10 protein-coding genes are annotated in these 15978 nt (G+C 64.7%); 1 reads left to right on the forward strand and 9 read right to left on the reverse strand.

What is annotated here, in order from left to right:
- Position 1: 1 nt before the first annotated feature.
- The 4 genes from D5125_09185 to D5125_09200 form a co-directional block, all read right to left on the reverse strand.
- Positions 2–562 carry a Uma2 family endonuclease gene (locus D5125_09185; protein QFY89645.1) on the reverse strand — a complete coding sequence of 187 codons (561 nt, stop codon included), beginning with the start codon at positions 560–562 and terminating at the stop codon, positions 2–4.
- A 33-nt stretch (positions 563–595) separates the two neighbouring features.
- Positions 596–1603, reverse strand: coding sequence for a DUF362 domain-containing protein (locus D5125_09190; protein ID QFY89646.1), 1008 nt, complete (start codon positions 1601–1603; stop codon positions 596–598).
- Positions 1603–2553 carry a hypothetical protein gene (locus D5125_09195; protein ID QFY89647.2) on the reverse strand — a complete coding sequence of 317 codons (951 nt, stop codon included), beginning with the start codon at positions 2551–2553 and terminating at the stop codon, positions 1603–1605. The genes D5125_09190 and D5125_09195 overlap by 1 nt, the downstream gene beginning before the upstream one ends.
- Before the next feature lie 141 nt (positions 2554–2694).
- The gene (locus tag D5125_09200; protein ID QFY89648.1) at positions 2695–3900 is read right to left on the reverse strand and encodes an aldo/keto reductase; all 1206 of its coding nucleotides are present in this window, start codon (positions 3898–3900) and stop codon (positions 2695–2697) included.
- A 362-nt stretch (positions 3901–4262) separates the two neighbouring features.
- Between D5125_09200 and D5125_09205 the strand changes: the two genes are divergently transcribed.
- Positions 4263–7274, forward strand: a complete 3012-nt coding sequence (locus tag D5125_09205) for an EAL domain-containing protein (protein QFY89649.1) — start codon at positions 4263–4265, stop codon at positions 7272–7274.
- 116 nt (positions 7275–7390) lie between these two features.
- Here the strand turns inward: D5125_09205 and D5125_09210 are convergent, their stop codons facing one another.
- The 5 genes from D5125_09210 to D5125_09230 all read right to left on the reverse strand — a co-directional run bounded on the left by D5125_09210 (position 7391) and on the right by D5125_09230 (position 15926).
- Complete coding sequence (locus D5125_09210) at positions 7391–8686, reverse strand: bifunctional diguanylate cyclase/phosphodiesterase (protein ID QFY89650.1); 1296 nt, start codon at positions 8684–8686, stop codon at positions 7391–7393.
- A complete protein-coding gene (locus D5125_09215; protein ID QFY89651.1) occupies positions 8683–9942 on the reverse strand; it encodes a DUF3391 domain-containing protein in 1260 nt (419 codons plus the stop codon). Before D5125_09215 ends, D5125_09210 begins: the two co-directional genes overlap by 4 nt.
- Before the next feature lie 240 nt (positions 9943–10182).
- Complete coding sequence (locus tag D5125_09220; GenBank protein QFY89652.1) at positions 10183–13341, reverse strand: efflux RND transporter permease subunit; 3159 nt, start codon at positions 13339–13341, stop codon at positions 10183–10185.
- Between the two features lie 88 nt (positions 13342–13429).
- A complete protein-coding gene (locus tag D5125_09225) occupies positions 13430–14647 on the reverse strand; it encodes an efflux RND transporter periplasmic adaptor subunit (protein ID QFY89653.1) in 1218 nt (405 codons plus the stop codon).
- Between the two features lie 76 nt (positions 14648–14723).
- Positions 14724–15926 carry an HDOD domain-containing protein gene (locus tag D5125_09230; GenBank protein ID QFY89654.1) on the reverse strand — a complete coding sequence of 401 codons (1203 nt, stop codon included), beginning with the start codon at positions 15924–15926 and terminating at the stop codon, positions 14724–14726.
- Positions 15927–15978: the final 52 nt, after the last annotated feature.

A 15978-nucleotide genomic window follows, 5' to 3' on the forward strand; every position in this document is an offset into this window, starting at 1 on the left:
TTCAGTCGCTCCAGAGCACGTCCAGCGGAAAGCTCAGGGCCTCAAAGGGCGGTGCCGCAACCGGGTCCCCCTGTCCGTAGCTGCGCAACAGCAACCAGTGCTGTTGCTTCAGGCCATAGACCTCCAGGGTGCGAATCTGCGGGTCCAGCAGCCAGACATGCTGTACCCCCTCGCGGGCGTAGATGGGCATCTTCAGTACCCGGTCCTTGCGTGCCGTAGCCGGCGAAAGGATCTCACAGACCCAGTCCGGTGCCAGCTCGAACCAGGCCGTATCGGGCAGCGAAGGCATGCGCTCACGCCGCCAGCCAGCCAGATCGGGCACCATAATATCGGCACCCAAGTGCAGCTCGGGCTCGTCCAGTATCCACCAACCACCGGGGCCTCCCAGACCCTGATCGAAAGGCCCGTTGATGCGGGCACCCAGCCGCGACTGGGCATGGGCATGGCGCGGCCCCGGTCGCGGCTGGGTCTCCAGCGCACCCTGGATGATCTCCCCTACCCAATGCTCAGGCAGGGCAAGCAAATCACTATAGCTGGCGGGTTTGAGTACGGTTTGGGGCATCTGTGCCTTTACGATTCAATTCCAACTTCTAACTTAGCCAATTTGGCTCTCCTTGACCCGCAACTGCCGCCAATCCACCAGCCCCAGCCCACGCGCTTCGGCCATGGCGAGGAAGGGTACCTGCTCCGGCTTGAGGTCGAGGAAGCGCAGGCTGTAGCTGTCGATGGCCACCGGATCGACACCGGCGATGATGGTGTTTTCGCGCGCCACGTCATCCAGGCTGCCGCCGGTGGGACCGTTGTGCTTGAGCACGCGCACCGCGTCCATCACCGTCAGGGTCGGGGTGACTGCGGCGGCGAGATCGACGATGGAGGTGTGAATGTCCTGGTGCAGCTGGTTGCGGCGGCCGCCGATGGCACCGTAGAGGTTCTTCATCCCCAGGGTGCAGCCACAGAGGGAGTGGTGCTTGACGATAGGCACATTGATCAGCTTGTCGGCCCAGTGGTAGTGCTTGGCCACGGGCCAGATCTTCAGCAGCTGGCCCTGCATGTCGGTGTCGATGAAGTCGTTGCCGCCGGGCAGCTCGACCCGGGCACCGGCCTCCTGCGCCGCCTGCTGGATGCCGGAACGGACAAAACAGCGTTTGGGGTCATTGAGGGACACGTCGCTGACGATAATCTCGCCAGCCCCTGCCTCGCGACAGAGCCTGACCAGGGCGGCGACCACCTCGGGATTGGTGTTGGCGGCCTGCTCGGGCTGACGGTCCCAGCCGATGTTGGGCTTGATCAGCACCCGGTCACCCTTGGCGATGAAGCGCTGCATGCCGCCGAGCAGTTGCAGGGCCTCGCGCACCATGGGTTCCACCTGGCTGCCACGCACCACGCTCAATTGCGCCAGGCTTTGGGACGGCGGCAGGACGAACCCCTTGAGCGGGTCGGCCTGGATGATCTGCTCGCGCACCGGGTCCTGGCTGTAGCTGGACAGGCCCAGGGCGGTGAAGCCGCCGGCCACCAGGGCGGTGGCGCCAAGGTCACGCAGAAACTCGCGCCGGGTGCGCGGTGCCAGGGTGCGTTTGTACTGGGGCTTGTCGCGGCGGGCCATCAGTCGGCTCGAATCGCCTGTAACAGGCTCGGCTCGGGGGCGGTGAAGGTGCCCAGCAGGCGGGTCTTGCCGATGACGAAGAACCACTCGCCCTCGTAGGGGTCATCCACCCGGTAATAGCTCAGGCCCTGGTGTTCCGCCTGCTCGACGGCGATGCCATCCTGGCTGAGAAAATCCAGCAGGGCCTGGCCGGTGATCTGGATCTGCTCGGCGCTGTCGAGAATCTGAAAGGCGGTGAATTCCCCCTCGGGCCCCTGAAATTGGCGCTCCAGCACCTGATTGAGAAAGCCCATGCCACGATAGGCCTCCTTGACGAAGTAGGTGGCCAGGGGTCTGCCCAGACGGGGGAAGCTCAGGTCCAGCTCTTCGATCTGTCCCAGACCCTGGCGCAGGCTGGTGGCCAGGGCTTCAGCCGCCTGGGCCAGGTCCAGCTGGGCGTCGAAGCGGCTGAGCTGGATGTAGTAGGGGCCGAGGATCAGGTTCAGCCCATCCCCGCTGGCAAAGGCCATGCTGCCGATGCCCTCCAGCGGCTGGGCTTCCGGCGAGAGTTCGTCCATCAGGGCACCAAAGGCGAACAGGGGCTCGCCCATGTGATAGAGATTGGCCACCAGTTGCGGCTGCTGCGCACCCGCCGTGGCGTATTCCACCACGGTCAGACCGGTGAAGCCGGAGCTGAGGTAATACTCGGCATGGCCGTTGATGTACTCGTAGAGGTTATCGGCGTTGTAGGGCCGCGGCGGACCAAAGCGCGGCAGGCCAAGCAAGGCGTCCGGCAGCGGCGGCAGTTTGGTCTTTGCCTGAGCCTGAGCGGAAGCCTGCAACTGCACCAGCCCCGGATCAAAATGCTGGCCCTGCCACCAGATGGCCCCGGCCATTAGCGGCAGCAGCAGGCTCAACAACCAACGGCTCCAAACCGGAGCATCCAACGAAGGCAGAATGGCTTTACTCATGCTCGTGATCTCAAGTCAGGACGCAGAGGACGCAAAGTAGCGCGGAGATCGCAGAGTAGAAAAAGGATCTGCGTGAGAAGAGAAAATACAAACTCCGCGTGCTCTGCGCTTCTCCGCGATCTCTGCGTCCAAATTTACCAATCAACCAAAGCTCAGGCTGCGGTGGGCGTCGCGTAGCTTGGCGCTGACCGCCAATTCGTGCGGGCAGGCCTGGTTGCAGGGCGCGTCGGCGCAGCCCTGGCAGCCATCGGCCTTTCGATCAAGCTGGGCGTACTGGCTCATGGCATCCTTCTCCTGGCCGTAGTCCTCGAAGTACATCTGGAAGCGCAGGATGCTGGCGATGGAGATGCCAAGCGGGCAGCTGGCCTCGCAATCACCGCAGCCGGTGCGGCAGTAGTCGCGGCCGTGCAGGCCGGCGTAGCGGTCCAGCAGCTGTTGGTCCAGGGCACTGAGGGCCTGGCCGGAGGCGGGCAGGTAATTGTCCAGGTCGGATACCTTGCGCATGGTCACCACCAGGCCGGCCACCTGCGGGTGTTGCAGCACCCATTTGAATGCCGCCTGCTCGAAGGAGGCCCCGGCCAGGTCCAGGTCCATGGCGCGGGCACCGGCCAGGGTCTTCATCGCCACCACGCCGACGTCCTTGGCCTGAGCGGCCTTGATCACCTCGGGCACGCGGGGGAATTTCATGAAGTTGAAGGCCGGCATAATCAGATCATAATGGCCGCTGTTGACCGCCTCCAGCAGCAGTTCTTCCATGCCATGAGGCCCATGGGAAGAGACCGCCAGGGCGCGGGCCTTGCCCTCGGCCTTGAGCTCGGCGAAGGCGGCGAGCATGTCCTCGTCCAGCAGGCGACGGCGCTCGCTGGCCAGATCGCTGCCCTCACCCATGGCATGGACGAACACCGCGTCCAGGTAGTCTGTGTTCAGCCGTTTGAGGCTGTCTTCCACCGCCTTCTTGTAGGCCGCCTTGCCGACGCCTGGCTGCAGATGGCTCTTGCCAGTGACGTAAGGTCCGGCATCGCAGAACTTGGAGACGATATAGACCTTGTCCCGCTGCTTGAGGCGCTTGAGCGCCTGGCCCAGGTATTCTTCGCTGCGGCCATAATCGGGCGCGGTATCGAAGTAGTTGATGCCCCGGTCGATGGCACGCAATACCATGCCCGCCGAGGGCAGCTTGCCGGCACCGAAGGAGATGTCGCTGATCTTCATCCCGGTGCGGCCAAGGCGGCGGTAACTGCGCACCTGGGCCTTGCCATCGGCCTGGGCCCAAGCCTGCGGCACGCTCAGGCCTGTGCCCAAGGCAGCGGCGGAGGCGACAGAGTGTTTGAAGAATTCGCGACGTTGCATGATGCGGCTCCTTGAGATGGGTTTTGCATTGCCGAGTTCTGATTTTAGCTCAGTAAGCACCGGGTTGCAGGACTCCTGCGCAAGGCAAGGCCCAAGTTACCTGTCCGCTCGGGGTCTCTTTGGGCAGGGGCGCTCCGGGTGCTATGATCCCCCAAGCTAAAACGACCTGGCGTTAATCCGGAAAAGGGCATTAAGTCAGGATTACTAATAATACAATCAATGGGTTGAAGCATTAACACCCCATCGCGACTTACATAACACTTAGGGGTTATTGGCATGAGATTGACAGGGATGACGTGGCGCTTTCGGATGGTTCTGGCTATCGGCTTGTCGCCGTCCGCCGGGGCGGCGGCCTCGCGCCCATGAGGCTGCCGCGTCTGGGGCTGATTGCCCGGATCAGCCTGCTGGTGCTGTTTACCCAGATCACCGCCTTTGGTGCCCTGGGCTGGTTCTATGTGGACCACTTCATCAATCAGGACGAACAGCACCTGCATGGCCGTATTCGGCACCTGGGCCAGATGCTGGCCAGCGGCGACCTGGCGCTGAACGCCATTGCCCGCCGCCCCTACATGAGCGACCTGCTGGAGGCCCCCTACCTGAATGGCGTGCTGCTCGACGAGGCGCGGCGCGTCCGCGTCTCCAGTGACCCAAGCCAGCTGGGCCAGCCCGCCACGGGGCTCGACTGGGTGTCAGGCGACTGGCTGGACCCGCAGCCCCCGGCCCCGCGGTTTCTGCTGCAAGACGAGGTACTCACCGCCATCCTTCCGCTAACCACCGAGGACCGATCGGCCTACACCCTCATCCTGCGCTTGAGCAAGGCGGAGGTATTGGCCGAGAAGCGGCGCATCATCCTCTGGGCCGGTCTGGGCTCGCTGCTGTTCATCCTGCTCAGCGGCCTGGCGGTGGTGGCCGTCACCTACGGCTTCAACCGCAGCGCGCGGGAGGTGCGCCAGATCAAGCGGAAACTGGAACAGGTATTGTGGAGCAGCGGTGATGGCTGGTGGGACTGGGACCTGAGCAACAACCGGGTCTATTTCGACGAACGCTGCACCGCCATGCTCGGCTTTGGCCAGCAGGCATTCGGCCAGGATCTGGACAGCGCCTACCAGCGCATTCACCCGGACGACCTGGAGCAGGTCAAACAGGCCGTGCGCCAGCACCTGCACGGCCACAGCGAGGACTTCAACAGCAGCCTGCGCATGCAGTGCCGGGACGGCAGCTGGCTGTGGGTGATGGCGCGCGGCAAGCTGGCCGAGCGCGATGCCCAGGGCCAGCCCCTGCGCATGACCGGCACCCTGAGCGACATCTCCGAGCGCAAGCGGCTGGAGGCCAGCATCCAGGAAAGCTTCGAGATCTATCAGGCGGCGATCAACACCTCGGCCCTGGGCTTCTGGGTGGCCGATCTGGAGGGTCGGCTGCTGGAGGTAAACCAGGCCTATTGCCGCCAGTCGGGCTACAGCAGCGAGGAGCTGTTGCAGCTGAGTATTGCCGACCTGGTGGCAGAGGGGGATGTGGCGCGCTGCCTGGAACTCATTCGTGGCGAGAGCTACGCCCAGTTCCGTACCGAGCATCGGCACCGCGACGGCTCCCTCTGGCCGGTGGAGGTCATGAGCACCTACTCGCCGGTGCAGGGCGGGCGTTACTTCGCCTTCATCGAAGACATCAGCGCCCTGGTGGAGCAGGAGCGGGAGCTGCAACTGGCCCATCAGGTATTCCACAACATCGATCAGGCGGTGGTGGTGACCGACGCCCGCAACCGCATCATCTCGGTCAACCCGGCCACCAGCCAGATCACCGGCTATTCCGTGGAAGAATTGCAGGGCCAGGACCCCAAGATCTTCTCCTCTGGCCGCCAGAGCCCTGAGTTCTACCGCCAGATGTGGCACGACATCCAGCATGACGGCCACTGGGAAGGGGAGATCTGGGACCGGCACAAGAGCGGCCGCTTCTTCCCCAAGTGGCTGAGTATCGACGTGATCCACGGCCAGGACGGCCAGGTGCGCCAATACGTCTCCATCTTCAAGGACATCACCGAGCGCAAGAAGAGCGAGGAGCTGATCTGGCGGCAGGCCAATTTCGACGCCCTCACCGGTCTGGCCAACCGCAACCTGTTCCACAGCCGCCTGCAGCAGGAGCTGGCCCACGCCGTGCGCAACAACAAGCGTCTGGCGGTGCTGTTTCTCGATCTGGACGGCTTCAAGCACGTCAACGACAGCCTGGGCCATGCCGCCGGTGACGAGCTGCTCATCGAGGTAGGCAAGCGGCTGCAGGGGCGGATACGCAAGACCGACACCGTGGCGCGCCTGGGCGGGGATGAGTTCACCCTGCTGGTGCTGGACGTGGAGCGGCCTGAACGGGTCGCCTCCCTGGCCGAGCAGGTGCTCGATGCCCTGCGTGAGCCCCTGCTGATCAATCAAAGCCGCATTCACATCAGCGGCAGCATCGGCATCGCCCTCTACCCGGACGACGGCGACACCATGGACGCCCTGACCAAACATGCCGACACCGCCATGTATCAGGCCAAGGCCAGCGGCAAGAACGCCTTCCAATTCTTCATGCCAGAGATGAACGTCAGCGCCGGTAACCGCCTGGCGCTGATCCACGACCTGCATCAGGCGGTGGCCGAGCAGGCCTTCCAGCTGTACTATCAGCCCAAATTCCGCCTCAGTGATCAGACCCTTGTCGGCATGGAGGCGCTGGTGCGCTGGCCCCGACCGGAGGGTGGTATGGTCTCGCCGGCCGACTTCATCCCCTGCGCCGAGGAGACCGGGCTGATCCTGCCCCTGGGCCGCTGGGTGCTGGGTGAGGCCTGTCGTCAGACCCAGATCTGGAACCGGCAATACGGCATGGGGCTCAAGGTGGCGGTGAACTTCTCCGCCAAGCAGTTCCGCAACATCAACTTCCTGGCCGAGCTCGGAGACGCCCTGGAGGGCCAGGGGCTGGCAGCGGAGTTTCTGGAGCTGGAGATCACCGAAAGCGCCCTGATGGGCAATGTGGAGGAGGCGATCAACCTCATGCACCTGATCCGCGACCGGGGCATCACCATCGCCATCGACGACTTCGGCACCGGCTATTCCTCGCTCAATTACCTGAAGAGCTTCCCGATCAACACGCTGAAGATAGACCAATCCTTCGTCCGCGACCTGACGGTGGACTCCGAGGACGCCGCCATCGTCCGCTCCATCATCTCCCTGGCCGAAAGCCTGGGCCTGGACGTGGTGGCCGAGGGCCTGGAGCGGGCAGAGCACCTGAAGTTTCTCAAGGCCCACGGCTGCGAATACGGCCAGGGCTACTACCTGGGCAAGCCCCTGCCGGCGGAGCAGTTTGGGGAGTTTTTGGCTAACAGAGGACAAAGGACAGAGGACAGAGGTTAGAGGATAGAGGATAGAGGATAGAGGACAGGCCCTTCGACAGATCGCTCAGGACAGCGCTGCGCTGTATCCGGGCTAGGGATCGCCTGCATCTGCCGAGTCCCGAGCGCTATACGCCCTCAGCCCTCTGTCCTCTGAAAAGTGCACAGCCAGTCAGCAAAGGACTCGGCCGGCATGGGGCGGGTGATGTAGTAGCCCTGCACCTGGTCACAGCCGAGACGGCGCAGATGATCCAGCACCCCGGCCTGTTCAACGCCCTCGGCGGTAACGCTCAGGCCGAAGCGGTGAGCCAGTTCGATGATCACCTCGACGATATGCTCATTGGCCGGGTCGCTCTGCAGGCCGCTGATGAAGGAGCGGTCTATCTTGAGTTCATCGGCCGGCAGGTCGCGAAAATAGGACAGGCTGGAGTAGCCCGCGCCAAAGTCATCGATGGATATCTTCACCCCCAGTCGGCGCAGTTCGCTCAGGTTTTGGTGCGCCAGGCACTGGGCCGAGACCATGGACTCCTCCAGTACCTCCAGATAGAGATCCAGCGCCTGCTGCCGCCAGAGCCGTTCGGTGCTGGTGACAATATCGACAAAATCCGGTCGATCCATCAGCTTGGGCGGGATATTCACCGACACCCCCAACCGCCCCCATTTATCGGTCCAGCTGGCGCTGTGGCGCAGGGCGCTGTTGAGCATCCACAGGGTGATGGGTTGCATCATGCCCAGGGTCTCGGCCAAAGGCAGGAACTGGCCTGGCGGCAGCAGGCCGTGGCTGGGGTTCTGCCAACGGATCAGGGCCTCGGCACCTACCGGCAGGCCGCTACTCAGGTCCAGCTTCGGCTGAAAAAAGACGCGCATCTCGCCGCGTTCCAGACTCCCCTCCAACTGGGACTCCAGCTCGACGTTCCACGCCGCCCCCTGCTCGTCGCGGTGCGGTGCCAGGCCGATAGGCTGTTCCAGTCGGCGCGCCTCGGCCAGGGCCTGCTCGGCGCAGCGCAGTAGTGCTTCGGCACCATCGGCCTTGGCCGGATACAGGCCGATGCCGATACGCAGATTACAGCGCAGCCGACGCTGGCCCAGGATGAAGGGCTGTTCCAGCAGGCGCTGCACCTTGAGGGCGGCCAGCTGGGCATGGCCCTCGTTGGCCAGCTGGGGCAACAGCATGGCAAAGCGATCGGAACCGATGCGAGCCAGGCTGTCACCACGCCGCGCCACCCGCCCCAGCACCCCGGTGACGGCCTGGAGCAGGGCATCGCCCAGGGCCTGACCAAAGCTGTGATTGATATGCTGAAAGCGCTGGATATCCAGCACCAGCAGGGCCAGGGTGCTGGCCTCTCGCTCGGCCTCGGCCACCGCCTCGGCCAGCCGCTGCAGAAAAGACTGGCGATCCTCCAGGCCGGTGAGCGGGTCGCGCCCCTGGCTCACAGAAAGAACTCGTGCATGTCGATGCCATAGGCACCGGGCGGCAGGCCCCGACTGATACGCAGATCCCGTGACTCGCTAGCCAGGTCCAGGTAGTGAAACTCAGGGTAGGGCTGCTTGTTGCTGTCCAGGATCATCATCAGCTTGGGACGCAGGCGGCGCAGGCCGTTGACCGCCACCACCGCACCCACCTCGCCGCTGCTCAGCTCCACCAGGGAGCCGGTGGGGTAGAGGCCCACCGCCTGGATGAACTGCTCCACCAGCTCGGCCTGAAAACGGCTGTCGCGCAGGCTGTACAGCTCGGAGATGGCCTCGTGGGCCGAACGCGGCCCACCCTGGACATAGGGGCGCAGGCTGGTGATGGCGTCGAAGCTGTCCACCAGGCCTGCGATGCGGCCAAATATGGGGATTTGCTCGTTGCTCAGGCCCTGGGGATAGCCGCTGCCGTCGGCCCGTTCGTGGTGGGTGGCAATCATCTGTAATACCTGCATATCCACGCCCTGCTCGGGCTGTTTTTGGCCCTCCAGGGCCAGCAGACGCACCCCCAGATTGACGTGGCGATGCACCAGGTGGCGCTCCTTGGCGCTCAGGGGCTTGCGTTTGGTCAACAACTCCGGCGGCAGGCGGGTCTTGCCGATGTCCAGCAGCAACCCGCCCAGGGCCAGCTGGTTGACGGCGGCAGGCTCCAGCCCCAGATGGCGGCCAAAGGTGGCGCACCAGACCGAGCTGCCCAGGGCGCGGGAGTAGCTGTAGTCATCGGTGCGCTTGAGTTCCACCATCCACATCATGGCAGAGGGATTGCGCAGCACACTGTCCACCATGTCACAGATCCCGGCGCGCACCTGCTGGAGGTCTATATCCCTGTTTTGCTGCAAATCAGCCACCAGGCCATCGTAGGTATTGCTGAGTTGTTGCGATACCTTGCTGGCGGTGTCTATCTCCGCTTCCAGGGATTGGGTGTCATCGTACTGAGTGATGCGCAGGGCCAGGAATTCATCAGAGGCCGCGCTGGGTTTCGGCTGCGGTGGTGGCGGCGGCAGGTCCTCATCGCCAATCCAATAGCCGGGTTCCGGGCTGGGGCCGAGCAGGGGATCGACATAGACATAGTTGCAATGCTGGCTCAGGCGCTGGATATCCGCCCGATCCAGGATGCTGAAGCCCTCCAGCTCAAAGGGGGTGCCGATCCACGGTCGATCCAGCCGGGAGACAAACATGCCTACCCTTAGCCCTTCAACGCTGGTCTTGATCTCACGGCTCATGGTCTCGCTGGGTTAATCCTTATTGGCATGGGGTTATCACGAAGGAGGCCATTATCCACAATTTTTCCGGTGAGGGGGACAGAACAGGACCGATAGGGCGGACCGCGCCCGCCGCCAAGCCGCTTGCAATGGGGTTGCACCTTGCGAGGGCACGGCGGCCACGGGCCGCCCTATGTGCTGTCAGGTGCAGGTAAAGTCCAATCTCTCCGATAGGCTGAAGTTGGTGGGTAATCAGGAACCTCATTGCTGTGGCTTGGCGGCGGGCGCGGAGTCGCGCAACAGGCTATACACCACCGGCACCAGCACCAGGCTGATCAGGGTGGAGCTGACCAGACCGCCGAGCACCACCCGCGCCATGGGGGCCTGGGCATCGGCCCCCTCGCCTATGCCCAGGGCCAGGGGCAGCAGGGCGAGGATGGTGGTCAGACTGGTCATCAGGATCGGCCGCAGACGCCGCCGACCGGCCTCCATGGCCGCCGCCTGGCTTGGCATCCCGCCCCGGCGCAACTGGTTGGCCTGGTCCACCAGCAGAATGGCGTTATTCACCACGATGCCGCCGAGCATGATGGCACCCATGGCCGATTGCAGGTTCAGGCTGGTGTCGGTAAGAAACAGGGTCAGCACCACGCCTATGCCCGCCAGGGGGGCGCTAAGCATGACAATCAGCGGGTCGCGCAGGGATTCGTACTGCGCCGCCAGCACCATATACACCAGCAGCAGCGCCAGCCCCAGGGACAGCAGCAGCTCGACGAAGGCCTTTTGCTGCTCCTCGAAATTACCGGCGATGATCAGGTCGTAGTTGGGCGGCCGGACGATACGGTCCAGCCGCTGCTGGAGGTCGGCGGCCACCGAGCCGGTATCCCGCCCGGAGACATTGGCCTCTACCCGCAGCAGGCGCTGGCGGTCCTTGCGCTCTATGCTCACCGGACCCAGACCTGAACGGGTGCTGACCAGGTTGCGCAGGACCAGATTTTCACCGTCCGGGGTGCGCAGGCTGAGGTCCAGGATCTCATCCAAAGAGCGCTGCTCGGCATCCTCCAGCTGCAGCAGGATGCGGTAGGAATGGCCATCGACCCGGTATTCGCCTACCTTGGAGCCGGCCACGGCGGTCTCCACCAGGTTCAGCAGGTCGCGCACGCTCAGGCCCAGATCGGCGCTTTTGGCGCGATCGATGAGGAGCTCCTGCTGCGGCACGCCGCTGTCACGGTTCTGTTCCACATCGGTCACCCCGGCCACCCCGGCCATGGCCTCGGCCACCTGGTCGGCGAGCAGGTTGAGGGTATCCAGGTCATAGCCGCGCACCTCCACCGTCACCCCCTCGCTGCCGCTGGCGAGCAGGCGCTCCAGCAGGTATTGACCCTGGGGGGCGCGGGTGCGGATCTTCATACCGGGGATCTGGCCATCCAGCTGACGGCGCAGGTCATCGGCAATCTGCCGATTGGAGCGTTCCCGCTGCGCCGCCGGGACCAGGCTGATAGTGATGCTGCTGCGCGCCTTGGCGCTGCCCCGGCTGCCCGAGGCGGAGACGCTGGTCACCGAGGAGACCGCCTCCGGCACCAGGGGCAGCAGCCGCTGCTCCAGCAGGCGCGACTGGGCATCCACCAGGTCCAGCCGGGTGCCCACGTCCATCTCGGCATAGATGCGCACCTCGCCCTCATCGCTGGGCGGCATGAACTCGCTGCCGAGAAAGGGCAGCAGCGGCATCACCCCCAGCAACAGCGCCAGAGCCAGGCCCAGGCTCAGGCCGCGATGACACAGGGCCAGCTGCAGTAGGTCCAGATAGGCGGCGGTGAGGGGGTTGGCAGTAGCGGGACTCGGGACTCGGGACTCAGTGAGATCGGGACTCGGGACTCGGGACTCGGGACTCGATGAAGAAGTGGAGTCGGAGCCTCCCTCAGTTAAAAGCTGACGGCTGACGGCTGGCGGCTGGCGGCTGGGAATCTTCGCCGCCAACATGGGCAACAACCCCAACGCCACCAGCAGGGCGCAGATCAGGGCAAACATGATGACGTAGGCCAGCTCCTTGAACAGCTCGCCGCTGACGCCGCGGATAAAGATCAGCGGCAGGAAGATGACCAGGGTGGTGAGGGTGCCGGCCACCACCGCCGAGCTAACCTCGCGGGTGCCGCGCACCGCCGCCTGCTCGGGCGACTCGCCCTGCTCCTGCTGGCGGCGGAAGATGTTCTCCAGCACCACCACCGAGCTGTCCACCATCATGCCCACCCCCAGGGCCAGACCGCCCAGGGTCATCAGATTGAGGGTAAAACCGCTGAAATAGAGCAAGGCGAAGGTGGCCACCAGGGAGATGGGGATGGACAGGGCGATGATCAGAGTACTGCGCAGGCTGCGCAGAAACAGTAGCAGCACCAGCACCGCCAGACTGCCGCCGAACAGCACCGATTGGGCCACGTTGGCAATGGAACGCTGGATGAAATTGCCCTGATTGGTCACCGCCACCATGTCGATCTGGGGGAAGTCACGACGCGCCCGTTCCACCTCCGCCAGCACCGCCTTGGCCACCTCCACGGTATTCGCCTCGGGCTGCTTGCGGATGGCCAGGCGCAGCCCCGATTGGCCGTTGACGCGGATGATGCGGTTGAGCTTTTCGTAGCCGTCCTGGATCAGGGCCACCTGATTGAGCCGCACCAGGGCGCCCTGATGACGGCCGATGACGGTGGCGCCGATCTGCTCCAGGCTGGCAAACTCGGCCGGGGTGCGCAGGCTGACCTCGTAGCTGCCCTGCTGAATCTGGCCACTGGGGCGGTCCAGATTGGCATCGCGGATGGCATCGCGCACCTGATCCAGTGACAACCCCAGGGCCTTGATCCGCTCCGGCTTGAGGGCCACCCGCACCTCGCGGTTGAAGCCGCCCCAGGGGTCCACCTGGGCCACCCCAGGCACCCGGGCAAAACGGTGGCGCAGCTGGTTTTCCAGGATCTGGGTCAGTTCCACCGGGTCGAGCGGGCTGGAAAGGCCGAGGATCACCACCGGGTAGGTGTCGATGTCGAACTTGCTCACCCGAGGGCCGACGATGTCGTCCGGCAGCTCGCTGATCTCGTCCTCCAGGGTGGCGCGCACGTCCACCGCCACGGCGTCGATGGAGGTGCCCCAGCCGAAGCTGACCTTGACCGTGGAGCTGCCCTCGTAGGAGGTGGAGCTGAGTTCCTCCACCCCCGGCACGGTGGAGACGATCTCTTCCACGATCTGGGTCACCAGCCGCTCCATCACCACCGGATCGGCCCCGGCGTAACTGGTGCGCACGCTCAGGGTGGGCAGCTCTATGGCCGGCAGCAGGTCGATCTGCAACCGGCTCAGGGCCACGCCACCGAGCACCAGCACCATCAGGGTGATCATGCTGGCGAACACCGGGCGGCGAACGCTGAAGCGGGCGAGGGTCATGGGTCAGCTACCAGCTGCCAGCGGATCGTAGCCCGGATGCAGCGCAGCGGAATCCGGGATGGGCGCTAACTGCGACGCTGCTGGCAACCTATTCATCCTTGCGCCCCTGTGCCTCGGGCAGCAGGATTTGGCTGCCGTCCTTGAGCAGCTGCTGGCCCAGGGTTACCACCTCAGCGCCCTCCCCGTCCAGGCCATCCCCGTTCAGGCCCTCGGCGCTGACCTGCAGGCGCTCGCCCTGTTGAATGCCGGCCTGCACCGGCTGCCAGCGCACGCTGTTACGATCGGCGCTGAGCACGAACAGCCCCTCCACGCCATCACGCCGGGTCAGGGCCGCCGCCGGTGCCACCCAGGCCTGCGCCAGCTGTTTGAGCACCACCTGGGCGCGGACAAACATCCCCGGTTTGAGCAGGCCCTCGGCATTGGCCACCTCCACCTCGATGCGGGCCTGGCGGCTGGCCTCGCGAAACACCGGGGCGATGCGCCGGATCTGGCCGCTGAAGGCGCGCTGCGGATAGGCATCGGTAGCCAGGCTGACCGCTTGGCCCAGGCGCAGCTCGGCGTAATCGCGCTCGGTGACATGCAGCACGGCAATAATGGGATCAAGCTTGACAATACGCAGCAGGGGTGCGTTGACCGCCACCGTCTCGCCCTCATCCACATAGCGCTCGGCCACCAGGCGGCGGCCATCATCCCCCGGCCAGTTGGCCCGCAGCTGGGTGTAGTCCAGGCGAATCTGCGCGGCGCGCAGCTGTGCCTCGGCCTTGGCCAGCTGCGCCAGGGTGACCTGCACCCCGGCCTGACGGGCCAGCTGCTCGGCCTCGGCCAGATCGCGCTGGGAGGCGGAGCTGACGCCGCGCTCGCTGAGTTGATCGATGCGCTGCAGCTCGCGCTCGGCAATGCGCAACAGGCTGCGCGCCTCGGCCAGGTTGGCCTGGGCCACGGCCAGCTCGGCCTCGGCCTGGGCCACCGCCTGGATGTATTCGGCGCTGTCCAACCGCGCCAGCAGCTGACCGCGCTGGATGGCATCACCCAGGTTCACCGCCAGCTCCTGCAGCAGACCGCTGATCTTGGGCGCGGCGACAAACTCCGCCGAGGCCTCCAGGGTGCCGCTGAAGTCCCGTACCAGGGCGATGGGGCCTTGCTCGATGGGGGCGACCTGCACCGGCGCCGGGCGCTCGCCCTTGCCAGCCCGCTCCGTCGGCGCAGCGCCACCCCAGAGGCGCGGCCCCAGATGGCCATAGAGCTTCCAGCCCAGGGCGGCGAGCAGCAGGAGTAACAGCACGAATAAAAGACGCAGGAGTTTCATGCACCGACTATCCAACTTTAGGCCGAGCAGGTCAAAGGTTAAGCCTGATCCAAGGGGATTAAGCCCTGTAGCAGCCTCAATCTTCGATCAGGCCGCTCTGCCAGACCTGGCCGACCACCCCCCAGTACAGCTCCTGCAGGCGTTCGTGGGTGATTCCGGGGTAACTCATGTTGGGCCAGTCGTGGCGTTCGTGGCCGATGGCGCAGCGCAGCAGGGTACCGCCGGGGCCTTGCTGCCGGAGCAGGGCGGCGAGCACCTCCTCGGCCAGGGGCAGCTTGGCCAGGATATCTTCCAAGGGCTGGTCCAGCAGCACATCGAGCATGGAAAACAGGCCGATGGTGAAGGCGGTGTCCGGGCCCAGGCTGCGGGCTTCGCGGGCCAGGGCCTCGCACATGCGGGCGCGGATCAGGGCCAGGACGATCACCTCGCTGGACTTGCCCTTGACCCCGGACATGGCCATCAGGCTGGCCCAGACGCGGATCTTCTGCAGGCCCATCACCACCAGGGCGCGGCGGATGCTATCGACCTTGCGCGGCAGGCCCATGGCGGCGGAGTTGACGTAGCGCAGCACCTTGTAGCTCAGGGCGGCGTCCTGGCTGATCTGCTGGTCGATCTCCTCCATGCTGGAGCTGGGGTCGTTGAGCTTTTCCAGCAGGCGCAGCACCACCAGCTGATTGTCATCCAGGGTCTTGCCCTGAACGATGTTGGGGCGGGAGAAGAAAAAGCCCTGAAACAGGTCAAAGCCCAGTTCCCGGCACAGGTCATAGACCGCCTGGGTCTCGATCTTCTCCGCCAGCAGGGTCAGGCCCTTCTGCTTCAGCGGCCCGACCCGCTGGCGCAGCTGCGCCTCGGAAAGGCCGGGAATCTCCACCTTGATGATGTCCACATGGCGCATCAGCGGTTCCCATTTGGACTCGAACAGGTAGTCGTCTATGGCCAGGGTAAAGCCCTCGGCCTTGAGCTTGGCCACCGCCCGGCAGAGGGCATCGTTGACCTCCAGGTCTTCCAGTAGTTCCAGCACGATGCGGTCACGTTCAAAGGGGATCGGCGGCAGGTCGGTGAAGAAACCCTGCGGCAGATTGACGAATACTCGGCTGCCACCGGCCAGATTGTCCAGGCCGATCTCCATGAAGGTGTTGAGCAGCACCTGGGTGGTGGCGCTCAGGGCATCGGGGAACTCGGCACGGTTGTCCAGCCCCGCCCGGTACAACAGCTCATAGGCAAACACCCGCTGGTCACGGTCGTAAATGGCTTGACGGGCAACGAATATCTGTTTCATGCCGGGCAGGATATGTCAGGCGTTTGGCCACCGCAACCGACGCGATGAGAAG

Origin of the sequence: gamma proteobacterium SS-5, from assembly GCA_009497875.2 — a bacterium.
In the GTDB taxonomy this organism is placed as follows: domain Bacteria; phylum Pseudomonadota; class Gammaproteobacteria; order Chromatiales; family Chromatiaceae; genus Magnetovirga; species Magnetovirga frankeli.